Consider the following 21,631-nt stretch of genomic DNA (forward strand, 5'->3'; position numbering starts at 1 on the left):
ATCGTGACGGGTTCTGCAACGCATATCCTGCGCCTGCTCAAGTGGGGGCGCGTTCTCGCGCGCCACGGAGCGCTGCGCGGGATCGAGAATGACCGCAATGCCCCCGCGCAGGTCAAGCGCCTGTGCCGGATCGCCCGGTTCGGCACGCGCCAGCCGGTGGAGCCCGACTATGCCGGGGCTTTCCAGGAGATCGGCCCGGCCGCGATCAAGCTGGGGCAGGCGCTGGCGACGCGCCCCGATCTCGTGGGCGAGGGCCCCGCGCACAACCTGCTGACCTTGCAGGACAGCCTGCCGCCGGTCGCCTTTTCCGAGATCCGGCACGCGATCGAGGGCAGCTTCGGCGTGCCGCTCGACAAGCTCTTCGCCTCGATCGAGGAAACCCCGGTGGGTGCCGCCTCGATCGCGCAAGTCCACCGCGCGGTCACGCCCGATGGCCGCGAAGTGGCGGTCAAAGTGCTGCGTCCCGGCATCCGCGAGCAGTTCGCGCACGACGTCGAGACGTATGAATGGGCTGCCGCGCATCTGGAAGCGCTGGGCGGCGAAGCCGCGCGCCTGCGCCCGCGCGCTGTGGTGGCCAATCTCAAGCGCTGGACCCTGCGCGAGTTGGACCTTCGGCGCGAGGCGGCCTCGGCCTCCGAGCTTTCCGATGCGATGAAGGGCATCCACGGCTACCGCGTGCCCGCGATCGAATGGGACCGCACCAATGGGCAGGTCCTCACCGTCGAGTGGATCGGCGCCACCAAGATGGGCGATCTCGACGGTCTGCGCGCCGCCGGGCATGATTTGCCGCGGCTGGCGCACAAGCTGGTCATCACCTTCTTGACCCAGGCGATCTCGTCGGGCTTCTTCCATGCCGACATGCACCAGGGCAACCTGTTCGTGGAAGCGGACGGCACCATCGTCGCCATCGATTTCGGTATCATGGGCCGCATCAACCGGCAGGCGCGGCTGTGGCTGGCGGAGATTCTCTACGGTCTCACCACCGGCAATTACCGCCGCGTGGCCGAAATCCATTTCGAAGCGCAATACGTGCCGAGCTACCACACCGTGGAAGAGTTCGCGACGGCGCTGCGCGCGGTGGGCGAGCCGATGCGCGGCAAGCCGGTGTCCGAACTGTCGGTCGGCCAGATGCTCGACGGGCTCTTCGCGATCACCCGCGATTTCGACATGGCGGTGCAGCCGCACCTGCTGCTGCTGCAAAAGACGATGGTCATGGTCGAGGGTCTGGCGACGGCGCTCGATCCGGACATCAACATGTGGGACGTCTCGGCGCCGTTCGTGAAGAGCTGGCTGCGCGACGAACTCGGGCCAGAGGCGATGATCGCCGACCGCCTGCGTGAGGATCTGGGCACGCTGTTCCGCCTGCCCGCGCTGGTGCGACGGATCGAGGAGAAGTTCCCGCCCAAGGGCGGCGCGCCCGAGCAGGCGCCGCTGCCGGATGTCGACCTGATCTGGTCGCCGGGCGGCGAGCGTAAACCTCAAAGTAACCACTGGGCAGGCTATGGTCTGGCGGCAATCCTTGGGGGTGTCGCTGCATGGGCGCTGACGTACTGGACTCTGCTGGGGCACTGAGCCCCGGCCGCATGAAAACGGCCGAGGTCGCCGGTCGGGATTCCGACCCGGCGCCCACGCTTTTCGCGCATTGGCCGGTCTGGGCGGCGCGGCTGGCGCTGGCGTTTCTGGCCGTGCTGCTGGTCGCCTCGGCGCTGGTGCCGGTCGCCAAGTCGGGCAGCCGTTCGCCGTGGCAGGGGCCGGTCGAAGGGCCGGTTTCGACCGCCGCGGCTCCCGGCGCCGCGAAAAAGCCCTACGACGAGGATATCGCGCTCTACGAAGTCGCCATCGCGCGCATTCGCAAGGGTGAGAACTATTACCACTTCATCGTCCCCGAACAGCGTTCGCGCGACTATCCGGTGAACCCCGCCATCGCGGTGCGTCTGCCGACGCTGGCCTACCTCAATGCATGGCTGGGCGAGGCGGGGCAGATCCTGGCCGCCGTTGCGCTGATGGTCGGCATCGTTGTCGTCTGGTGGCGCAAGCTGGGTGATGCGGGTGTTTTGCCCCGGCTACGCAGGATCGCGACGGCGCTGGTCTTCGTCGGTGCCTCGCTGGCGCTCAACCGGCACTATTTCCCGTTGCACGAGCTATGGTCGGGCGGGCTCATTGCGCTGGCGCTGGGCCTCCACCGGATCGGCACGCGCGGCGAGGGCGGACGTTGGCACGCCGCTTTTGCCGCCGCCGCGTTGGCGCTGGCGATCCGCGAGCATGCGCTGCCCTTCGTCGCGCTTCTGGCCGCGACCGCGCTGTGGCAGCGCAACTGGCGCGAGGCGGCGGCGTGGAGCGCGCTGATGGCGCTGTTTGTCGCAGGTCTTGCCTGGCACCTTGCGCTGATCTCGCAGCAAGTGCTGCCCACCGATCCGCACAGCGCGCCCTGGCTGGTCATGCGCGGGCTGTCGGGCTGGCTCTCCAACGTGATCCAGTCGAGCAATTTGCGCTGGCTGCCGCACTGGCTGGCCGGACCGGCGGTGGTGCTGATGACGTTCGGCTGGCTCGGCTGGAACCGCGCGGAGGGCGAGTTCGCCTTCCTGCTCGCCGTCGGGTACGGCGTGCTGTTCATGGCCGCCGGCCGTTGGGACAACTTCTATTGGGGGGCGATGATTGCCCCTGCGATGTTCGCCGGGATAGCCTTCGCGCCGCGCGCGCTGACAGGCCTCGTCTCGGCGGCAGGACTTGTTTCAGCCGAAAGGCTGGCCAAATCTCCGGTAAAGATCCCCTAAACAGATTGCACCGTTATGAACGCTGTTGCACAAGCCGGGACCATGAGTGGTCCCCGTATTCTCCTCGTCATCGGCGGCGGTATCGCGGCCTACAAGGCCTGCGAACTCGTCCGCCAGATCCGCAAGGAAGGCGGCGAGGTCACCTGCGTGCTGACCGAATCCGGCGCCAAGTTCGTCACCCCGATGGCGCTGGCGGCGCTGTCGGAGCGGCCGGTCTACACCTCGCTCTGGGACCTCAAGAACGAGGTCGAGATGGGCCATATCCAGCTGAGCCGGGAGGCCGATCTGGTGGTGGTCTGCCCAGCGACGGCGGACCTCATGGCCAAGATGGCCTCGGGCATTGCCGATGATCTGGCCACGACGATGATGCTGGCGACCGACAAGCCGGTCATGGCCGTCCCGGCAATGAACGTGCGCATGTGGCAGCACGCCGCCACGGTCCGCAACGTGCAGATCCTGCGCGAAGTGGGCGTCGATGTGATGGAGCCGGACGAAGGCACCATGGCCTGCGGCGAATTCGGCCCGGGCCGCCTGCCCGATCCTATCGCGATCTGGCAGCGCATTGCCTGGGCGCTCGGCCTCGGCCCCGTGGAAGTGGCGCCGCTGCCCGGCACCGTGCCGACGCTGCCACAGCCCGAAATGGGGCTGGACTTGCGCAACCCGTTCCCCTGGCAGCCGCAGTTCGCTGCGCCCGAGCCGGAACCGACCGCCGAGGATGCCGATAACGACACCGGCCACGATATTGGCGCGGACAGCGCGGCGGACAGCTTCGGGTTGGGTGGCCTCACCGGTTCGATGATCAGCCGCGGCCTGCAAAAGGCCAAGAAGGCGATCAGCTTCGGCGCGTCCGACAACGACGGGCTCGCGTCCGACCCGCTTTCGCCCCATTCGCTGTCCGACGGCGGCGCGGTCGCCGATCCGGCAGCGGGGCTGCTGGTGGTGAAGAAAGGCGGTGCGCGTTCTGCTCCGCCGACCGATCCTGACGCGATCAACCACGTCATTTCGCCTTTCGGCGCTGCGCCGCAGCCTTTCGGCTCCGCGCCGGAGGCGCCCTTCGAAAAGCCGACTGACGGTCCGCTCTCGGGCCGCCATGTGCTGGTGACGGCCGGCCCCACCTGGGAGCCGATCGACCCGGTGCGCTACATCGCCAATCGCTCCTCGGGCAAGCAGGGCTTCGCCATTGCCGGCGCCGCCGCCAAGGCCGGCGCGCGGGTCACGCTGGTGGCGGGCCCGGTGCATCTCGAAACCCCGCCGGGGGTGGACCGCGTGGACGTGGAAAGCGCGCAGCAGATGGCCGACGCGGTCAAGAGCGCGCTGCCTGCCGACATTGCCGTGATGGTCGCCGCCGTGGCCGACTGGCGGACGATCAATGTCGCCAAGGACAAGCTGAAGAAGCGCGGTTCGGCGCCGCCGGCGCTGCTGCTCACCGAAAACCCCGACATTCTCGCGAGCGTCGCCGCGCGGCCCGACCGGCCGCCGCTGCTGATCGGCTTCGCTGCCGAGACCGAGGACGTGATCCGCTACGCCAAGGAAAAGCGCAAGCGCAAGGGCGCGGACTGGATCATCGCCAACGACGTTTCGGGCGATGTCATGGGCGGGGACGCCAACACCGTTCACATCGTCCGGGGCGACGATGTGATCTCTCTTCCCGAAATGCCCAAAGAGGAGGTCGCGCGCCTCCTCGTCGAAAGGTTCGCAGATGCACTCCCCCGTTGACGTTCCCGTTGCTGTAAAGGTCCTTCCGCATGGCGAAGGCCTGCCGCTGCCGGTCTATGCGACCGACGGCGCGGCGGGAATGGACGTGGTTTCGGCCGAGGACGTGACATTGGCCCCCGGCGCGCGCCATGCGGTCGCCACTGGGCTGGCCATGGCGATCCCGCCGGGCTTCGAGATCCAGGTCCGCCCGCGCTCGGGCCTTGCGCTCAAGCACGGCATCTCGGTGCCCAATGCGCCGGGCACGATCGATTCCGACTATCGCGGTGAGCTGAAGGTGATCCTGATCAACCACGGCGCCGATGCCTTCGACGTCCGCCGGGGCGACCGGGTGGCGCAGCTGGTGCTGGCCCCCGTCACGCGCGGGACATGGCTGCAGGTGGAAGAACTCGACGAGACCGTGCGCGGCGAAGGCGGCTTCGGTTCGACCGGCGGTGTGGTCGCGCTGGGGAACTGATTGCTTAGGCGCCTAAAAAGGCGCCGAGGGCCCACAACAGGAGCAGTATGGGTAGCCCCAGCGCCAGTATCGCGATGAGGCAACCCCCGCAGCCCCATTTGCGGTGCACCGTTTCGGCAGTGTCGGCAACGTCGACAACATCTGCGGCGAAACCGATGGCATCGGCTATATGATCGAGAGGCATTGAGCTAGCTTTCGCTCGCAGGTCGTTCTGTCAATTGAAAGCGTTGGAAGAACAGCGCTTTACGTTCGAGCACGCGCGTTACCTATCCCACTCCACTCCGTCATCCCCGCGAAGGCGGGGATCCCGCTTCTTTTTCTCGCGGCATAGCAGAAAGGCAGCGGGGCCCCCGCCTTCGCGGGGGCGACGAAGTGTTTGTGGATGAGGTTGTCTCAGAAAAGCCCGCATTCTGTTTCGGCGCAGCCCGTTATGGGAAGGGCAATAGGCAACGACCCGTGAGGCAAGCGCCGCTCAGTCCTCGCGCTCGATCCGCGCGCGCCATTCGCGGTGGCGCTTGAAGCCGTACCAGCCCAGACTGCCGATGACGCCGATGCTCGCCAGCCCCTTGGCTAGCAGCGAGAAGGCCGATGTCAGCGCTCCGATGGTCACCCCCCAGAAGAGCTGCGACATGATGGCCATGAAGGTGTTCATTCCGGGCCGCTATATCGGGGGATCCCCCCGCAGCATACCCTGAAAGCAAGAACGGGCCCGTCGTTTGCGACGAGCCCGTTCCCCGGTGTCTCCCACCTTGCGGGGGGAGCCTCCCTGTCAGGTCACTTGTGTTCCGGGGCGACCGAGATCCGGGTGGTCTCGCCCGAATTGCCCGGGAAGTTGGTGAACATCGCCTCGACCAGATTGGGGACGAGATATTGCAGGCGGTTCGAGGTCGAAACGGCCTCTGCACGGCCTTCGAACAGGCGCAGGTTGTCCGCTGCACGGTCGATCTTCAGCGAAATGCCGCTGGTGAAGACGGTGTACGAATCGATGCCGCCGTCAAAGAACGGATCATACCAGCCCATACGCCACGGTCCGCCCCAGGCGCCGCCCCAGCCGCCCCAGCCGCCCCAGGCTCCGCCCCAGCGAGGACCCCAGCCGGGACCGTACCACGGACCCCAGGCACCCATGCCCGGAGTCGAACGCACCCGCTCGCGGCCATTGTCGATGCCGTAGTCGAAGTGGACGATCAGCGTTGCCTTGGCGGCATCGTCGACCGGGGTATAGCCCAGACGGGCCAGACGGTCGCGCACGAGGCCGGCGTAAGTCGCGAACTCAAGCCCGCCGGCGAGTCGGGGGTCCTCGGCGACGACGACGAAAGTTTGACCCTGCGGTGCCGGAAGCTGCGACTGGTGGAAGCGCGAAACATCGGCCTTGAAGGGGGTGGCGCAGGCGGCCAGCGCGATGAGAAGCACGGCAACGGCCGCCATTCTCAACCTGCCGAACTGCGATCCGGGATGGTCTGTCATTGGTTTCACTCCATGAACCCGAAGGCCCGAGACGCCCTTCCCAAGCGCGGCCCGCGATTCCTTGCGATCCTGCCCTAATATCAATGCCCTGAATAGCGGTTGAATGGTGGCAAGTTCGTGATGGATCGCTCATCGCGTTCAGCCGCCGGTCATGGCTTGAGCTTGTTCGTTGGATGTAGGATTCTCGTCGGATGATCGCCAGTGCAGAAACGCCGCTTTCCGTACCGATTCGCTCGATTCAGTGCGGCCGGGTCAATCCTTTCCGGGGCTTGGACGAACCGAGCGCAATCGGCAAGCACCCGGTGCAGGGGCCGGTGCGCGTCCACCGCCTCGGGCTGGAGGGCGATGAGCAGGCCGACCTTGCCGTCCATGGCGGCCCGGACAAGGCGATCCACCACTATCCGCACGATCACTATGCCTTCTGGCGTCGGGCGATCGGCGCGCATCCGCTGCTGGCCGATTATGGCGCATTCGGCGAGAATATCGCCACCGACGGGCTGACCGAGGAAGCCGTCTGCATCGGCGACCGCTGGCGCCTTGGCACCGCGCTGGTCGAAGTGAGCCAGGGGCGGCAACCCTGCTGGAAGCTCGACCACCGCTTCGACGGCGCCGCGGTCAATCTGGGCGTGGTAAAATCGCGCCGGGCGGGTTGGTACTACCGCGTCGTGGAGGACGGCACGGTTGCTGCCGGAGACGCGATGGAACTGATGGGGCGGCCGTGGCCGGAATGGAGCGTGCAGCGTGTCTTCGGCCTGCTGATCGCGGGCGACCACAAGCGGGACCCCGAAGGCCTGGAAGCACTCGGAGAAGTTTCGGCACTGGCCACGCCATGGGTTCGGCGGCGGGCGAAGCTGCTAGGGCTGGAAGGTTAGGGGAAGGGGGCGCCGGAAGCGCCCCCCACGCCTTACCCGCGAACGAGCCCGAGCGCGTCGTACGTCTTTTCCAGAGTCGGGATCGCCAGCGCGCGGGCCTTTTCGGCGCCCTTGCGCAGAATCGCGTCGAGCGCCGTGCGGTCCTGCCGCAGTTCGACGAAGCGGGCGTTGATCGGTGCCAGCTTCTCGACCAGCAGTTCGCCCAGTGCGGGCTTGAACGAGCCGAAGCCCTGACCGCCGAACTGCGCCAGCACGTCGTCCGCCGTGGTTCCCGCCATCACCGCGTAGATCGAGACGAGGTTGTTGGCCTCCGCACGGCCTTCGAGGCCGGCCTTTTCAGAGGGCAGCGGCTCGGGGTCGGTCTTGGCCTTCTTCACCTTCTGCATGATCGTGTCGGCATCGTCGGTCATGTTGATGCGGCTCATGTCGGAGGGGTCCGACTTGCTCATCTTCGACGAACCGTCGCGCAGGCTCATGATGCGGGCGGCTTCGGGCGGGATGAAGGGCGCGGGCAGCGTGAACAGCGGCGCGTCCTCTGCGCAGAAGTCGTTGTTGAACTTCTGGGCGATGTCGCGCGCGAGTTCGAGGTGCTGTTTCTGGTCCTCGCCCACCGGGACGTGGGTGGCCTGATAGATGAGCACGTCGGCGGCCTGGAGCACCGGATAGGTGAACAGCGCGACCGACTGGCCCTCGCGGTTCTTGCCGGCCTTGTCCTTCCACTGCGTCATGCGGTTCAGCCAGCCCATGCGCGCAGTGCCGTTGAGCAGCCATTGCAGCTCGGCATGCTGGGGGACTTGCGCCTGATTGAACAGGATCGAGCGGTCGGGATCGATCCCGCAGGCGACCAGCGCGGCGACCATCTCGCGCGTGTTGGCCGAAAGGTCGGTGGGCACGTGCGGCATCGAGATCGCGTGGAGATCGGCGAGGAAGTAGAGGCACTCACCACCGCTGGCGGCAGCATCGTCCTGCATCGAGACCCAGTTGCGGATGGCGCCCAGGTAGTTGCCGAGGTGCAGGTTGCCGGTGGGCTGAATGCCGGAGACGATACGCATGGACGCGTCCTTCGCGATTTATGGGTTGTCGTTTGTGTGTGGATGGTGCGCCCGCCGGGGCGCGCATGCAGGCAGGGTCAGCGCGAAACGCGCGCGACACTCCGCCATCGCCACGAGAGGCGACGGGTTTCGGCAGACTTCGGGTGCGAAAGGTCCTGCATGGCCGTGGCTCATAGCATACCTGCGCGTGGATGGAAGAGCAGGGCATCGGCCCTATAAGTCGTCGTCCCCGCCTTCGCGGGGGCGACGGAAATGTTCGATCGGGGACGGGAGTGGCCCACCGAGAAGTCAGGCTGCCTTGCGGCGGCGCAGCAGGGCGAGGTCGTCGCGGGTGAAGGCGCCCGTCACCAGAGTTGCCAGCGCGTAGACAACGCCGCCCGCCGAAACCAGAGCCGCCAGCGCCAGTCCGCGCACCAGCCAGGTGCCGTGGAGGTAGGGGGTCAGCTGGTCCTGCCCGTACCACAGCGCCACGCCCATCGCGATGGCCGCCAGCGCCAGGCGCGGGGCGCGGCGCTTGAGGCGGGCGTCGGACTGGAAATGGCCGCGCTTCACCAGCGTCCAATAAAGCATGGCGACATTCACGGTGGAGGCGATGGCGGTCGCCAGCGGCGGGCCCATGTGCTGAAGCGGTGCGATCAGCGCAAGGTTGAGCACGAGATTCACGACCATCGATATCATCGCATAGCGGACCGGCGTGCGGGTGTCCTGACGGGCGTAGAAGCCCGGCGTCAGCACTTTGACGAGGATGTAGCTCGGCAGACCGATCGAGAAGGCGGCGAGCGCCTCGGCGGTGCGGGCAACGTCGTTCGCGTCGAACTTGCCATAGCCGAACAGCGCGGCGGCGATCGGCTGGCCGCAGACGATCAGGGCGACCGCGGCGGGCAAGGTGAGCAGCAGTGCCAGTTCCATGCCGCGGTTCTGCGTGTCCATGGCGGCCGCATCGTCCCCGCCGCCGAGCTGGCGCGAGATCGTGGGCAGCAGCACGGTACCGAGGCCGATGCCGATCAGCCCGAGCGGAAGCTGGTTCAGCCGGTCCGCCATGTAGATATAAGTCACCGAGCCATGGGCGAGGAACGTGGCGGCAAGGAAGGTCGAGACGACAAGGTTGATCTGCACAGCGCCGGCACCGGCGGCAGCGGGCCAGATCAGTGCCATCAACCGCTTCACGTCAGGGTTCCAGACCGGCGCGCGCAGACGCATCGACACGCCGTTGGCACGGCAGGCGAAGTAGAGCCAGATGAGCTGCAACGCGCCCGATACCGTAACGCCGATGGCCTGATTGCGGGCCGTCACCAGCGGATCGCTGGAGTGGAAGCCCAGCAGGACCACGATCAGCGTCAGGTTCAGCAGGATCGGCGCGGCGGCGTTGACCCAGAACTTGTTGAGCGAATTCAGGATGCCGCCCAGCAGCGAGACCACGCTGATCAGCGCCAGATAGGGAATGGTGAACCGGCTGAGCGTGACGGCGAAGGCGAACTGCTCGTGATTGACGCCGTTGAAACCGCCCGACAGCATCAGCGTCACCGGCCAGGCGAAGGCTTCCAGGATCACCGTCATCACGATCAGGATCGGCAGGAGCACGGAAAGCGCCTGTTCGGCGAAGGTGATGCCGGCCGCCAGTCCCGGCCCGTCCTTGTCCGCGACCTTCTGGTTGAACATCGGGATGAAGGCCGAGGCGAAAGCCCCTTCCGCGAACAGCGCGCGGAACATGTTCGGCAGCCGGAAGGCGATCAGGAAGGCGTCCGACGCGAAACCGGCGCCGACGAAGCGGGCGAACAGGCTGTCGCGCACGAGCCCGAGGACTCGGCTGGCGAGGGTCAGGCCGCCGACACCGGCAAGCGCCTTGGTGAGATTCATCCCCGGATGGGTCCTTCAGAATTCAACTGCAAAATCAGGGGCGGTCCGTCGATGGCCGAAACGCCAAAAGGCCCGCCCGCCCCGTGACCCTTGCGGGATGGGAGCGGACGGGCCTTGAAGTCACTGCGGCGAAAGCCTCAGGCGTGGCCGACCGGCTCGCCCATGCCTTCGGCCTCGGCCTGCTGGCGGGCGGCGAGCTGCTGGAAGTACAGGCCGTTGAAATCGATCGGCTCCAGCATCAGCGGCGGGTAGCCGGCATCGCGCACGGCATCGGCAACGACGCGGCGGGCGAACGGGAAGATGATGCGCGGCGCTTCGGCGTAGAGGAACGCGTGCATGCTGGGCTCGTCAAGGTTGCGCATGCCGATCAGCGCGCAATAGCTGAGGTCGACGACATAGGCGGTGCCTTCGTCGGCCTTGGCGGCGACGGTGATCTTCAGTTCGACTTCGTGGACTTCGCCGTCGATCGGGCGGGCGCCGATGTTGAACTGGATGTCGACCTGCGGCGCGGCCTGCCACGAGAAGCTCTGCGGCGCGTTCGGATTCTCGACCGAGAGGTCCTTCACGTACTGCGAGATGATGCCGGCGGTCGGCGCGTTGTCCTCGCCGGTGCCGAGGTTGATGTCGGAGATGACGTTGCCTTCGTCGGCCATTTCGATTGTGTCCCGTCTATAAGGATACGGATGAAGTCTGGCGGGGCGCCTAGAGCATTTTCGCAAGCTGGGAAAGGCGCGGGGCCGAATTTGTTGCGCAGTTTTAACCGCGATTCGCCGAGGCAGGCGGCCATTGCCCACCGCATACTGGGCAAGGTTGTGCCGGTTTCGGGCGTTAGTCGCAGAGCTTTACCGCGAAGGAACTGCCGCAGCGGGCGTTTCGGCGAAAAAAATCCCCGATTGCCGCGCTCACGCGTTGTTCATTTGTAAACTGTACCTATCTGGGTTTATGATGACGCTTCCGGGCGCGTGCCCGACTTCTCGCGGATGCGGGCGATTCGTCTTTTGCCCGCACTGTCCAAGGCGCGCAGCATCCGAAGATATAGCGTCCAAGCAAAGGATGGACAAAGGAACGTGACACCGGAAATCGTGATCCTGGCCATGATCGCAGCTTTTCTTGGCCTGCGGCTCTATTCGGTACTCGGCCGCCGCGCCGAGCATGAGGAAGAGCCGATCCAGGGACGCTTCGAAGGCCGCCAGGGCCAGCCCGGTGCGCCGCGCGTCCCCGTGCAGCCCAAGGCGGAGGCCAAGCCCGACGCCAAGCCGACGGATCGCCAGCCCTTCGCACCGCGTCAGCGCGAAATGCCGCTCGCCCCGCCTTCGGTGGAGCGTGGCCTTGGCGAAATCGCCAATGCCGACCGTCGTTTCGATGCTTTCGCGTTCCTCGAAGGCGCGCGCAGCGCCTACCGCCTGATCCTCGAAGCCTTCTGGAAGGGCGACAAGGCTGAACTGCGTTCGCTCTGCGACGGCGATGTCTATGACAGCTTCAGCGCCGCCATCGATGCGCGTCTGGCGGCGGGCGAAACGCTCGACAACCGCCTGATCCGGATCGAGGAAGCCGCGATTTCGGCGGCCGGGGTCGATAACGGCCTTGCCCGCATCACCATTCGCTTCCGTTCGGACATTGCCGCCGTCACGCGCGATGCCGAGGGTCACGTGATCGCAGGATCGCTGGATGACGCCATCGAGGCGGTCGATATCTGGACCTTCAGCCGCCACGTCGATGCCACCGGCCCCGACTGGCTGCTCGACGAGACGGACGCGGGCTGACGCTCCGGATTCCGAGGTTTAACCGACTCGCTTCCGTCACGGAATGCCGCAAGGGCGGTTGATTTCAACGACCTGATCCCACAAGGATTGAGAGGCCGGGCCGAAAGGTCCGGCCCCTTTGTTTTTAGGGCTTTTTTGGGGCCTTTTGGGGTGCGGAGGACGATCTTGCAGGCAGCAGGGATGACGCGGCGGAAGAGTTTCCCCGTCCGGTTTGGCGCGCTCGCGGGGGCGCTGCTCTATGGCGTGCTGCTGTCCGGCTGCGCGCAAGTGGTTCCCAGCGGTGCGGGCCCCGGCAGCGTGTCGCGGCCGCCGACCTTGCCGTCCACAACGCCTCCCGGGACGCCGCCTCCGGCCAATGCCGTCGCGCTAGGCGTGCGCGCGGGGCCGCCGATCACCGACCTGCCGGTAGGCGCGGCAGACGGCGCCGCCGCGCTGGCCTCTTTCCGCGAAAGCTGCCCCAGCGTTTCGAAGCGTACCGACGCCAGCGGCCTGACCCGCCCCGGCGACTGGCAGACCGCCTGCACCGCTGCCGCCACTTGGCCGGGCACCGCCGTGCAGTTCTTCCAGACCTATTTCGAGGCCGTGAAAGTGGGCGACGGGCGCGGCTTCGCGACCGGCTACTACGAGCCCGAGATCGCCGGATCGCGCACGCACCTGCCGGGCTATGAAGTGCCGGTCTACGGCATGCCGGCCGACCTCGTCCGCGCGCGACCGGGTGATGCCCAGCCCAATGCCAAGGGCCAGATGCCGCTCGGCCGCTATGACGAGAACGGGCTGTTCGTACCCTATTTCGACCGCGCGCAGATCGAGGACGGCGCGCTGGCGGGCAAGGGGCTGGAGATCGCCTGGGTTCATGACCCGGTCGAATTCTTCTTCCTGCAGGTTCAGGGCTCCGGCCGCCTGCGGGCGCCCGACGGCACCGTGATGCGGATCGGCTATGCCGGGCAGAACGGGCTTCCCTATACCGGCATCGGCGCGGTGATGCGCGACAGCGGGCTGGTGGGCACTGGGCCGGGCCAATATCCGGGCTCGATGCAGGGGATCATCCAGTACATCCACGATCACCCGGTGGAAGGCGATGTGCTGATGCGCCGCAACCAGTCGTGGGTGTTCTTCCGCGAGCTGACCGGCGCCGGGCCGCTCGGCGCGCTGGGCGTGCCGGTGCGCGCGCATGCCTCGGTCGCGGCCGATCCGCAATTCGTGCCGTTGGGCGCGCCGGTCTGGCTGGGGCTGGATCGCGGGGAGGCCAGCGGGCTATGGATAGCGCAGGATACCGGCGGCGCGATCAAGGGCGCCAACCGCTTCGACACGTTCTGGGGCGCGGGCGATCAGGCACGCCTGACGGCTGGTGGCATGAGCGGTCGCGGCGATGCGCTGGTGCTGGTGCCCAAGGGTACGCTCGCGCGTTTGCAGCCGTGATCGAGTAAGAAGGCTTAGATGAGAAGACCGGTACGACGACTGACAGCGGAGGAAGCACAAGTCTGGGCGCAAGTCGCCCGGACGGTGACGCCGCTCGAAAAGCGTCGGCCTGCGCCTGCGCCTGCCGAACCCGTGGAGGTAAAGGCCGTGGCCGCGCCTGCCGCGCTGCCGCCGAAGAAGGTCAAGGGCCGCGTCCCGCCGCCGCTGGTGCCGAAACCGGCGCCGCCCAAACCGGCCGGGCCGGGGGCGCTCCAGCTCGACGGTTCGTGGGAAAAGCGCATCGCCAAGGGCACCTTGGCGCCGGATTTCAGTCTGGACCTCCACGGATCGAGCCTCGATCAGGCCTATCTGCGGCTGATGCACGGGTTGACGCAGGCCAAGTCGATGGGCGCGCGGGTGGTGCTGGTGGTGACCGGCAAGCCGCGCCCGGTCGACGCCATGGATCGCGGCACCGCGCGCGGCGCGATCCGCGCCAAGATCGCCGACTGGCTGGCGGCGAGCGAACATGCTTTCGACATCGTCGCCGTACGCGGCGCGCATCGCCGCCATGGCGGGCAGGGCGCGCTCTATGTGGTGCTGAAAAAGCGCCGATAGTCGGAGGGCGGGGGCTAAACCGGGCCTTCCGCACCTTCCCAACCTTCGTCATTGCGAGCGTCGGTGCGCCGGGTTGGTCCGGCCCCGTCTGTCGTCAACCGTTGCACCCGGCGCGGAAGGAACTCCCGCGCCGGGAAACAGGTTCGTTACATCTTCACCGAGACGCGCAAGTAGCCGAACTGGCCGGGCACGTCATACGTCGTCGGGTCGTAGTTCGGCCCGGTGCAGGTGTTGCAGGCCGGCGGATCGGTGTTGAACAGGTTGATCACGCCCACCGTGAACGTGAGCGCGCTGTCCATGAAGCTCGGCGTGTAGCTGAGCTGGATGTCGCCATAGAAACGGTCGCCCATCTTGTGGCCGTCGCTCTCCACCACGCTGTCGATATAGCGGCCGGTGAACGAGGCATCGACCCCGGCGTAGGACCACGACAGGATGCCGGTGCCCTTGAACTCCGGATAGGACTGGTCCGGGAAGCCGCGCGTGGTGCCCTTGTAGCTGATCGTGGCCGAGCCATCCGCAGTCGGGAAAGTCTCGGTATACTTGAGCAGCCGGTTGGCGTTGAACGACAGGCCGAACGTGCCCGCGCCGGTTTCGGGCGAGGTGTAGTTGAGGCTGATGTCGATGCCCTGCGTGCGGATCCCGCCGATGTTCTGGAGCAGGCCGACCACGCGGGAGATGATGCCGCTGGGCGTGCGGATCACATTGGCGCAGGCCGTGGGATCGCCCAGTTCGGCGCAGCGCGACAGCGTGACTTGCGGGTTGATCGCCGAGATCGCGTCGTTCACCTTGATGTCGTAGTAATTGACTTCAAGGCTGAGGTTGCGGGCAAACCCGCCGCGCGCCCACGCTGGGCTGTAGACGCCGCCGAACAGCCAGGTCTTGCTGGTTTCGGGCTTCAGCGTGTCGTTGCCGCCCGTCAGTGTGCCGATCTGGCCGCCTTGCGGTTCCTGATAGCTGCCGCTTGCGGGCACGCCGTTGGCGATGCAGTTGTTCCGCACGGTCTGCGAGGATTGCCAGAGCGAGCCGTCGACATTGGTGCAGGGGTCGTTGATCGGCGCGTCCGCGCGGGACTGGGCGCCGAACAGTTCGCCGATCGCCGGAGCGCGGAAGCCTTCGGCATAGGATGCGCGCAGCAGCAGGTCGGACACCGGCTTCCACAGGCCGGTGGCGGTGAACGTGGTGCTCGATCCGCTGGTCGAATAGTTGGCATGGCGCACCGCGCCGTCCGCTTCGAGCTGCTGGAAGAACGGCGTGTCCTTCAGGATCGGGACGCGGAGTTCGCCGTAGAACTCGTCCGAATTGTAGCTGCCCGCTGCCGCTTGAGCCGGAATGTCGGCACCGAGACCCGCCTGGATGATCGGATCGGGCGTGAACGAGCCGAACTGATAGCGGTGCTCGTAACCGACGGCCATGCCCACGGGACCGGCGGGCAGGTCGAACAGATCGCCGGTGACGTTGGCGGTGTAGTCCTGCATGCGCTGGCTCGACCGGTCATGCTCGGTGAACGAGATGTAGTCGAGCATGGCCGGTGTGATCGACCCTTCGCCGCCAAACAGGTTGAGCGGTACGCAGGCCCCGGTGCAGTCCGCCAGCGGCCCCAGCGCCTGCGCCACTTTCGCCGCGTTGACGTTGCCGGTGAAGGTCTGGTTCGCGTCGTTCCAGCCGAACGCGGCATTCACGTCCCAGTAGAACTTGCGCGTGCCGATATGGAAGCTGCCGTCCAGCGATGCGTTGGCCGTCATCGTGTCGACGTGCTGGGTGTAGGTCCGCTGTCCGGCCTCGACCAGGCGGCGGGCGATGAAGCTGTAAGTCGCCGGTTGTCCGTTTGCGCCGGAGTTCAGGGTGATGCCGAAGGGGTTGTAAGGGTTGGTTGCGTCGATCGAGACCGTGTCGAGCAAGTTGCCATTGCCCGCGTCCGGCCCGACGAAGAGCGGCAGGAACGCCGCCTGGTTCTGCGAATTGCGATGGTTGTAGACCATCTTCGCGCGGAAGGTGATGTTGGAGGTCAGCTCCTGCTTGACGCTGACCCAGGCGCCATAGCGCTCCTGCGGCGTCAGGAAGTAGTTGTAGGGCGAGAAGTTGAAGCGGTCCGCATCGGTGAAGGCGCGGAAGTCACCGCCCACCAGCGTCGGGTCGTAGACGCCCTGCGTGGTCAGCGGCGGGTTGCGGGGGGTGATGCTGCCGCCCGCGGGCAGCGAAGGATTGCCTTCGTTAAAGACGATGCGCCCGTTCACCGCCGCCGACGAACAGCCGCCGCGCGGGTCGAGACAGGAGGTCTGGCCGGGATTGGGGAACTGCGAGATCGAACGGTCGGCGGTGCTGACCTTGTCCTGCTTCACGTAGCTGGCGCCGAACACCACCGAAGTGGTCGGCCCCTTGACGCCGTAGCTGACGTTATAGTCCTGCGTATGGCCGTCACCTTGGCGGTAGGTGCCGAACTGGCCCGAAGCGCGCAGGCCGTCCTGCTCGGACTTGGTGATGATATTGACGACACCGGCGATGGCGTCCGAGCCATAGAGCGGCGACTGCCCCGATTGCAGCACCTCGATCCGCTCGATCTGGCTGGCGGGAATGGTGTTGAGGTCGACGGTGGAGGGAATGCCGCTCGCGGCCGTGGCGTTCACGTAGCGCATGCCGTCCACCAGCACGAGCGTGCGCTTGGCGAGGAGGTAGCGCAGATCGATCTCGCTGGTGCCCGCGCCGACGCCGCCGCCGTCTTGCGGATTGCCGATATTGCCCGAATTGTTGACCTTGGTGTTGAGCCCGCCCGCCGCACTGGGCAGGCGTTGCAGCACGTCGGCGATGGAGGAGAGGCCGGATCGGGCGACGTCTTCGTTGCTGACCGTGACCACCGGGCTCGGATTGTCGAGCGGGTTTTGGCGGATGCGCGATCCGGTGACGATGATGGCCTGTGCGGGAGCATCCAGACCGTTGTCCGATGCGGTGTCTTGTGCCTGGACGGTAGCGGGCATGGCCAGTGCCCCGAGAGTGAGTGCGGCAATGCTGCAATGCAAATGGAAGTTACGCATATTCATGTAACGACCCCTCAAGATTGTCCCCTAAATCGGGTACTTGGGAGCGTCACTTGCGTCATGTTGCCACGCAACAGAATTCTGCGACATTGTAAATAATGTGAAATATTAGCGAGATGCTGTGGCGCGTGGGCAACAATATTCTTGCAGGTGCAGGATTTTCTCGAACGTGGCGAACGAAAAATTAGAGCGTCCGTAAAACTCCTTATCCCCCACACCCCGCTCATCCTGAGCTTGTCGAAGGATGTTGGATCAGCGCCACGTCGCCGGGGGCTTCGACAGGCTCAGCCTGAGCGGATTTGAAGGGCGGGAGTTGCGGGGCAACTGCCGGTCAATGGCCGATGAAGGTTGCTGTCAAAAAGGCGAAGAGAAGCATCGTAACCACTCCTAGCGCTACCGCGAGAGTACACAGGAGCATTCGGGAAAGCCTTGTGGCGATAAGCTTGCCGCATCCGCCGACGACCGGCGGAACCGTTAGAAGCGCAGGGTATATCCATGTGATCGGATGAACGTCCGGAAGCAGCAGCCGCAATCCCGTTGGCGAGAAAACCAACGCTATGAACAGGCTCGACAGTGCAAAAAAGAACCAAAGCGTTGCGACGATACCGGCCAGTCGGTTTCCCATTGTCAGACGCTGCCACAAGATGGATGTCCGCAAAGGCGGCGAAACCCCAATTGCAGCCTTTGGCGCAAGCTTACAACTTTTGCCGTGCCAAAGGCCTCCCAAACGTATCCGCGCGGTCCGCTGAATTTCAAACGCGCAAACGAAAACGGGCGGGCACCTTTCGGCGCCCGCCCGCTTGCTCGGGGGGTATTCTATGTTCAGGCCGGTTCGAGAACCGCGACCGGCGCCTCGTTGCGGATCAGGTAGTCGAACGCGGACAGCGCTGCCTTCGATCCCTCGCCCATGGCGATGATGATCTGCTTGTAGGGCACGGTGGTCACGTCGCCTGCCGCGAAAATGCCGGGCAGGTTGGTCGCCGCCTTGTCGTCGATCACGATCTCGCCGCGCGGCGAGAGCGCAACGCCGCTGTCCTTCAGCCACTCGGTATTCGGCACCAGACCGATCTGGACGAACACGCCTTCCAGCTCGACCTTATGCTCCACACCGCTTGCGCGGTCCTTGTAGTGCAGGCCGTTCACCTTCTCGCCGTCACCCGTAACCTCTACAGTCTGGGCGCTGGTCAGGATAACGACGTTCTTCATCGAACGCAGCTTGTCCACCAGCACCTGGTCGGCGCGCAGCTTGTCGTCGAACTCGATCAGGGTGACGTGGCCGACGATCCCGGCAAGGTCGATCGCCGCTTCAACGCCGGAGTTGCCGCCGCCGATCACCGCCACGCGCTTGCCCTTGAACAGCGGACCGTCGCAGTGCGGGCAGTAAGCCACGCCCTTGTTCTTGTACTCGGCCTCACCGGGCACGCCCAGGTTGCGCCAGCGGGCACCGGTCGTCAGCACCAGCGAACGCGCCTTGAGCGATGCGCCGTTGGCGAAGACCACTTCGTGATAGCCGCCCAGTTCCTTGGCCGGGATCAGCTTTTCGGCGCGCTGCAGGTTCATCACGTCGATGTCGTATTCACCAACGTGCGTTTCCAGCGCAGCGGCCAGCTTCGGGCCTTCGGTGTAGGGGACCGAGATGAAGTTCTCGATGCCCATGGTGTCCTGCACCTGACCGCCGAAGCGCTCCGCCGCGATGCCGGTGCTGAAACCCTTGCGCGCGGTGTAGATCGCGGCCGAGGCACCGGCGGGGCCACCGCCGACGACCAGCACTTCGAAAGGCTTCTTCTCGGCCAGCTTGGCAGCGGCCTTGGCATCGGCGCCGGTGTCGAGCTTGGCGAGGATTTCTTCCACGCCCATCTTGCCCGAACCCCACATCTCGCCGTTCAGGAACACCGCGGGCACGGCCATGACGCCGCGGCCTTCCACCTCGTCCTTGAACGCGCCGCCTTCGATCAGGGTGGCGTTCACGTGCGGGTTGTTGAGCGCGATCAAGGTCAGCGCCTGCACCACGTCCGGGCAGTTGTGGCAGGAGAGCGAGAAGTACATCTCGAACTCGTAGCTGCCTTCCAGATTGCGGATCTGCTCAAGCGTCTCGTCAGAGACTTTGGGCGGATGCCCGCCGGTCCACAGCAGGGCGAGGACAAGCGAGGTGAATTCGTGGCCCAGCGGCAAGCCCGCGAAGCGCACCCAGGCGCTGGCGTCCGAAGCGCGGCGCACGATGAAGCTGGGGCGGCGGGCATCGTCGCCGTCGAAAGTGGCGGTGACCTTGTCCGAGAGCGAGGCGATGGTGGTCAGCAGCTCGCGGGTCTCGGCCGACTTTGCATCGTCGCCCAGCGAGGCGACGAGCTCGATCGGCTCGCGCAGCATGGCGAGATATTGCGAGAGCTGTTGCTTCAGAGCGGCGTCGAGCATGAGTCTGGTCCTTTGAAATCAGTGTGACGAAAGGGGCGGCCCGGGGACAGGTTCCTTACCGGCGCGCCATAGCTTGGGGGCATGGGGGCGCGGCACGGGGGGAGGGAGGCCCCGGGCCGCGCACCTTCAGCACGCGACCCGTGGGATCGCGTAGTTTTTAGAGCTTGCCGACGAGGTCAAGCGAGGGAGCGAGGGTCTCGCCGCCTTCTTCCCACTTGGCCGGGCAAACCTGGCCGGGGTTGGCGCGGACGTACTGGGCAGCCTTGATCTTGCGGACCAGTTCGACAGCGTTACGGCCAACGCCTTCGCAGGTGATTTCCATGATCTGGATGACGCCTTCGGGATCGACCACGAAAGTGGCGCGGTCGGCCAGGCCCGAATCTTCGCGCAGAACGCCGAAGGCTTCGGTTAGCGCGTGGTTCTGGTCGCCCAGGAACGCGTACTGGATCTTGCCGATCTTGTCCGAGGTGTCGTGCCAGGCCTTGTGGCTGAAGTGCGTGTCGGTCGAAACGCCGTACACTTCCACGCCCATGCCCTGCAGTGCGGCATACTGTTCACCCAGGTCTTCCAGCTCGGTCGGGCAGACGAAGGTGAAGTCGGCGGGGTAGAAGAAGAACACGGCCCACTTGCCGGCGATGTCGGCGTCGGTGACGTCGAAGAAGCCCTTGCCGGCCTGGAAAGCGGTGTTCTTGAAAGGCTTGATGGTGCTGCCGATGATACCCATGGATGTAATCTCCCTCGATTGGGTGTTGAACTTCGAGGACCGAGATAGGCGGACAGGGCGCCGATGTGTAGGGTGTTGATCCGATTGGGTTGATCGGATTGATCGATCACTAACGGTGAATTGAACGTTTCTGTCGATAAAATGCTCGCGCATGCGAAAATCCGTGCGGCGATGCGGAAAGTGGGTTTAGGGGGAGGCATGAAGACGATACGACTTGCGCTGCTGGCAGCGGCCTGCGCATCGCTGGCCGCCTGCAACAGCTGGCCCACCTCGCTGGACAACCGGGCAGAGGGCGACATGAAGTTCCGCTATCACCATCGCCTTTACGATCAGTGGTCGTTCTGGGCGCCGGTAAAGCAGGGCCACGCGGTGATGTTCGCGCACGAACACCGCATCCGCGACATTTCCGGGTTCGAGATCACCGAAGGCGAGTTGACCTACCGCTACGGCGCCCGCGCGCTGGCGCCGGTGCAACAGTTCTGCGCCGGCAGCGCAAGCTGCGCGCTAGTCTATCGCGGCGAGGGTAGGCTGGAGGCACGGACAGCGCCGCTGGCGGATGCGAAGCTGGATTAAGGGCGGATACCGCGAACTCCACCACCGCTCATCCTGAGCCTGTCGAAGGATGTGAGGCCTCGCGCCACGCCCGCGGGGGCTTCGACAAGCTCAGCCTGAGCGGTTTGGAGAAGGGCGATGTGAGGGACGTAATCCCAAAACACCTTCGTCGCCCCCGCGAAGGCGGGGGGCCCGCTTCCTTGCGCCGGGGCTCAAGAAAAGCGGGATCTCCGCCTTCGCGGGGATGATGGATCGGTTGTGTGAGGGGGCTGATAGCTTGCCCCAATCTACGGCGCGGTTTGCCGGCAAACTCCGGTCCTCCCCTGCAAGGGGGGTGGCATCGCGAAGCGATGACGGAGGGGTGTCATGCTATCGAGAGGGGGATACCCCTCCACCGCCTTTGGCGGTCCCCCTCTCCTTGCAGGCGGGGATGGTCAGCTTGCGGCGAAGCTGTGATGATAGGCAACTTCGCCGACAGGAGCCGAGTCGGTGAAGACAAGGCGCTGGAAGTACTCGGCCGGCACGCCGGGATAGGCGAGGGCGGGATCGCTCTCGAATCCGAAGCGGGCGTCATAGGCAGGATCGCCCAGCACCACGCAGCCTTGCGCCCCGGCGTCACGTAACCGCGCAAGGCCGGCCTCGATCAGCCGGGCACCGATGCCTTGGCGCCGGTGATCGGGCCTGACGGCAACCGGGCCGAGCCCAAACCAGCCCAGATCCGTGTCATCGATGGTGACGGGTGAAAAGGCCACATGGCCGACGATCACGCCGTCCGCCTCCGCCACCAGTGATACGGTGAGCATGCCGGAGGCGCGCAGGGCGTCGACGATAGCGGCTTCGGTGCCGCTCGAATGCTCGGCGCCAAGGAAGGCGGCGGTCACCAGCGCGCCAATGGCTGCGGCGTCGCCGTCCTGCTCGGGGCGGAGGGAGATCACCTCAGCCTCGC

The 21,631-nt window shown here is 65.9% G+C and carries 19 protein-coding genes; 9 read left to right on the forward strand and 10 right to left on the reverse strand.

The window, feature by feature from the left end; all coding sequences use genetic code 11:
- Positions 1-3 precede the first annotated feature (3 nt).
- From ubiB to dut, 4 genes are read left to right on the forward strand one after another with little or no spacing between them, the layout of a single operon-like run.
- Positions 4-1,572, forward strand: a complete 1,569-nt coding sequence (gene ubiB / locus AC1VVK_RS11645) for a 2-polyprenylphenol 6-hydroxylase (protein WP_482903106.1) — start codon at positions 4-6, stop codon at positions 1,570-1,572.
- An 11-nt stretch (positions 1,573-1,583) separates the two neighbouring features.
- On the forward strand, positions 1,584-2,774 hold the full coding sequence (locus tag AC1VVK_RS11650) for a hypothetical protein (protein WP_482903107.1): 1,191 nt from the start codon (positions 1,584-1,586) through the stop codon (positions 2,772-2,774).
- A gap of 42 nt (positions 2,775-2,816) precedes the next feature.
- On the forward strand, positions 2,817-4,490 hold the full coding sequence (locus tag AC1VVK_RS11655) for a bifunctional phosphopantothenoylcysteine decarboxylase/phosphopantothenate synthase (protein ID WP_482903108.1): 1,674 nt from the start codon (positions 2,817-2,819) through the stop codon (positions 4,488-4,490).
- Positions 4,474-4,944 carry a dUTP diphosphatase gene (dut, locus tag AC1VVK_RS11660; protein ID WP_482903109.1) on the forward strand — a complete coding sequence of 157 codons (471 nt, stop codon included), beginning with the start codon at positions 4,474-4,476 and terminating at the stop codon, positions 4,942-4,944. Before AC1VVK_RS11655 ends, dut begins: the two co-directional genes overlap by 17 nt.
- A 472-nt stretch (positions 4,945-5,416) precedes the next feature.
- Here the strand turns inward: dut and AC1VVK_RS11665 are convergent, their stop codons facing one another.
- Both AC1VVK_RS11665 and AC1VVK_RS11670 read right to left on the reverse strand, forming a co-directional pair.
- Positions 5,417-5,596: a hypothetical protein gene (locus AC1VVK_RS11665; RefSeq protein ID WP_482903110.1), complete on the reverse strand. Its 180-nt coding sequence runs from the start codon at positions 5,594-5,596 to the stop codon at positions 5,417-5,419.
- A 122-nt stretch (positions 5,597-5,718) separates the two neighbouring features.
- Positions 5,719-6,408: a DUF4136 domain-containing protein gene (locus AC1VVK_RS11670; RefSeq protein WP_482903111.1), complete on the reverse strand. Its 690-nt coding sequence runs from the start codon at positions 6,406-6,408 to the stop codon at positions 5,719-5,721.
- A 191-nt stretch (positions 6,409-6,599) separates the two neighbouring features.
- Here AC1VVK_RS11670 and AC1VVK_RS11675 point away from each other — a divergent pair, with 191 nt between their 5' ends.
- On the forward strand, positions 6,600-7,280 hold the full coding sequence (locus AC1VVK_RS11675) for an MOSC domain-containing protein (protein WP_482903112.1): 681 nt from the start codon (positions 6,600-6,602) through the stop codon (positions 7,278-7,280).
- A gap of 32 nt (positions 7,281-7,312) precedes the next feature.
- Here the strand turns inward: AC1VVK_RS11675 and trpS are convergent, their stop codons facing one another.
- The 3 genes from trpS to secB all read right to left on the reverse strand — a co-directional run bounded on the left by trpS (position 7,313) and on the right by secB (position 10,842).
- On the reverse strand, positions 7,313-8,332 hold the full coding sequence (gene trpS, locus AC1VVK_RS11680) for a tryptophan--tRNA ligase (RefSeq protein WP_482903113.1): 1,020 nt from the start codon (positions 8,330-8,332) through the stop codon (positions 7,313-7,315).
- Positions 8,333-8,620: 288 nt separating this feature from the next.
- Positions 8,621-10,189: a murein biosynthesis integral membrane protein MurJ gene (gene murJ, locus AC1VVK_RS11685; protein ID WP_482903114.1), complete on the reverse strand. Its 1,569-nt coding sequence runs from the start codon at positions 10,187-10,189 to the stop codon at positions 8,621-8,623.
- A 137-nt stretch (positions 10,190-10,326) separates the two neighbouring features.
- A complete protein-coding gene (gene secB, locus AC1VVK_RS11690; protein ID WP_132388352.1) occupies positions 10,327-10,842 on the reverse strand; it encodes a protein-export chaperone SecB in 516 nt (171 codons plus the stop codon).
- 414 nt (positions 10,843-11,256) lie between these two features.
- Here secB and AC1VVK_RS11695 point away from each other — a divergent pair, with 414 nt between their 5' ends.
- The 3 genes from AC1VVK_RS11695 (at position 11,257) to AC1VVK_RS11705 (ending at position 13,965) form a co-directional block, all read left to right on the forward strand.
- On the forward strand, positions 11,257-11,952 hold the full coding sequence (locus tag AC1VVK_RS11695; RefSeq protein ID WP_482903115.1) for a Tim44/TimA family putative adaptor protein: 696 nt from the start codon (positions 11,257-11,259) through the stop codon (positions 11,950-11,952).
- 180 nt (positions 11,953-12,132) lie between these two features.
- Positions 12,133-13,371: a murein transglycosylase A gene (mltA, locus tag AC1VVK_RS11700; protein WP_482903116.1), complete on the forward strand. Its 1,239-nt coding sequence runs from the start codon at positions 12,133-12,135 to the stop codon at positions 13,369-13,371.
- Between the two features lie 18 nt (positions 13,372-13,389).
- Positions 13,390-13,965, forward strand: coding sequence for a Smr/MutS family protein (locus AC1VVK_RS11705; protein ID WP_482903117.1), 576 nt, complete (start codon positions 13,390-13,392; stop codon positions 13,963-13,965).
- A 146-nt stretch (positions 13,966-14,111) separates the two neighbouring features.
- On the opposite strand, the gene AC1VVK_RS11710 is transcribed toward AC1VVK_RS11705, so the two are convergent.
- From AC1VVK_RS11710 to ahpC, 4 genes are all read right to left on the reverse strand, one after another.
- The gene (locus AC1VVK_RS11710; RefSeq protein ID WP_482903118.1) at positions 14,112-17,000 is read right to left on the reverse strand and encodes a TonB-dependent receptor domain-containing protein; all 2,889 of its coding nucleotides are present in this window, start codon (positions 16,998-17,000) and stop codon (positions 14,112-14,114) included.
- A gap of 328 nt (positions 17,001-17,328) precedes the next feature.
- A complete protein-coding gene (locus AC1VVK_RS11715; protein WP_482903119.1) occupies positions 17,329-17,640 on the reverse strand; it encodes a hypothetical protein in 312 nt (103 codons plus the stop codon).
- Positions 17,641-17,819: 179 nt separating this feature from the next.
- Positions 17,820-19,409: an alkyl hydroperoxide reductase subunit F gene (gene ahpF, locus AC1VVK_RS11720; RefSeq protein ID WP_482903120.1), complete on the reverse strand. Its 1,590-nt coding sequence runs from the start codon at positions 19,407-19,409 to the stop codon at positions 17,820-17,822.
- 157 nt (positions 19,410-19,566) lie between these two features.
- Positions 19,567-20,133, reverse strand: coding sequence for an alkyl hydroperoxide reductase subunit C (gene ahpC / locus AC1VVK_RS11725; RefSeq protein ID WP_132388366.1), 567 nt, complete (start codon positions 20,131-20,133; stop codon positions 19,567-19,569).
- A gap of 198 nt (positions 20,134-20,331) precedes the next feature.
- Between ahpC and AC1VVK_RS11730 the strand changes: the two genes are divergently transcribed.
- Positions 20,332-20,706 carry a hypothetical protein gene (locus AC1VVK_RS11730; RefSeq protein WP_482903121.1) on the forward strand — a complete coding sequence of 125 codons (375 nt, stop codon included), beginning with the start codon at positions 20,332-20,334 and terminating at the stop codon, positions 20,704-20,706.
- Between the two features lie 413 nt (positions 20,707-21,119).
- On the opposite strand, the gene AC1VVK_RS11735 is transcribed toward AC1VVK_RS11730, so the two are convergent.
- Positions 21,120-21,620: a GNAT family N-acetyltransferase gene (locus tag AC1VVK_RS11735; RefSeq protein ID WP_482903122.1), complete on the reverse strand. Its 501-nt coding sequence runs from the start codon at positions 21,618-21,620 to the stop codon at positions 21,120-21,122.
- Positions 21,621-21,631: the final 11 nt, after the last annotated feature.

This window comes from Novosphingobium sp. BL-S-32, from assembly GCF_056857055.1.

What these genes read in the sequence shown, in the direction of transcription:
- AC1VVK_RS11650 (WP_482903107.1), top strand. Translation starts at nt 1,584, where the DNA reads ATGAAAACGGCCGAGGTCGCCGGTCGGGATTCCGACCCGGCGCCCACG.
- AC1VVK_RS11655 (WP_482903108.1), top strand. Translation starts at nt 2,817, where the DNA reads ATGAGTGGTCCCCGTATTCTCCTCGTCATCGGCGGCGGTATCGCGGCC.
- dut (WP_482903109.1), top strand. Translation starts at nt 4,474, where the DNA reads ATGCACTCCCCCGTTGACGTTCCCGTTGCTGTAAAGGTCCTTCCGCAT.
- AC1VVK_RS11665 (WP_482903110.1), bottom strand. Translation starts at nt 5,596, where the DNA reads ATGAACACCTTCATGGCCATCATGTCGCAGCTCTTCTGGGGGGTGACC.
- AC1VVK_RS11670 (WP_482903111.1), bottom strand. Translation starts at nt 6,408, where the DNA reads ATGACAGACCATCCCGGATCGCAGTTCGGCAGGTTGAGAATGGCGGCC.
- AC1VVK_RS11675 (WP_482903112.1), top strand. Translation starts at nt 6,600, where the DNA reads ATGATCGCCAGTGCAGAAACGCCGCTTTCCGTACCGATTCGCTCGATT.
- trpS (WP_482903113.1), bottom strand. Translation starts at nt 8,332, where the DNA reads ATGCGTATCGTCTCCGGCATTCAGCCCACCGGCAACCTGCACCTCGGC.
- murJ (WP_482903114.1), bottom strand. Translation starts at nt 10,189, where the DNA reads ATGAATCTCACCAAGGCGCTTGCCGGTGTCGGCGGCCTGACCCTCGCC.
- secB (WP_132388352.1), bottom strand. Translation starts at nt 10,842, where the DNA reads ATGGCCGACGAAGGCAACGTCATCTCCGACATCAACCTCGGCACCGGC.
- mltA (WP_482903116.1), top strand. Translation starts at nt 12,133, where the DNA reads ATGACGCGGCGGAAGAGTTTCCCCGTCCGGTTTGGCGCGCTCGCGGGG.
- AC1VVK_RS11705 (WP_482903117.1), top strand. Translation starts at nt 13,390, where the DNA reads ATGAGAAGACCGGTACGACGACTGACAGCGGAGGAAGCACAAGTCTGG.
- AC1VVK_RS11710 (WP_482903118.1), bottom strand. Translation starts at nt 17,000, where the DNA reads ATGAATATGCGTAACTTCCATTTGCATTGCAGCATTGCCGCACTCACT.
- ahpF (WP_482903120.1), bottom strand. Translation starts at nt 19,409, where the DNA reads ATGCTCGACGCCGCTCTGAAGCAACAGCTCTCGCAATATCTCGCCATG.
- ahpC (WP_132388366.1), bottom strand. Translation starts at nt 20,133, where the DNA reads ATGGGTATCATCGGCAGCACCATCAAGCCTTTCAAGAACACCGCTTTC.
- AC1VVK_RS11730 (WP_482903121.1), top strand. Translation starts at nt 20,332, where the DNA reads ATGAAGACGATACGACTTGCGCTGCTGGCAGCGGCCTGCGCATCGCTG.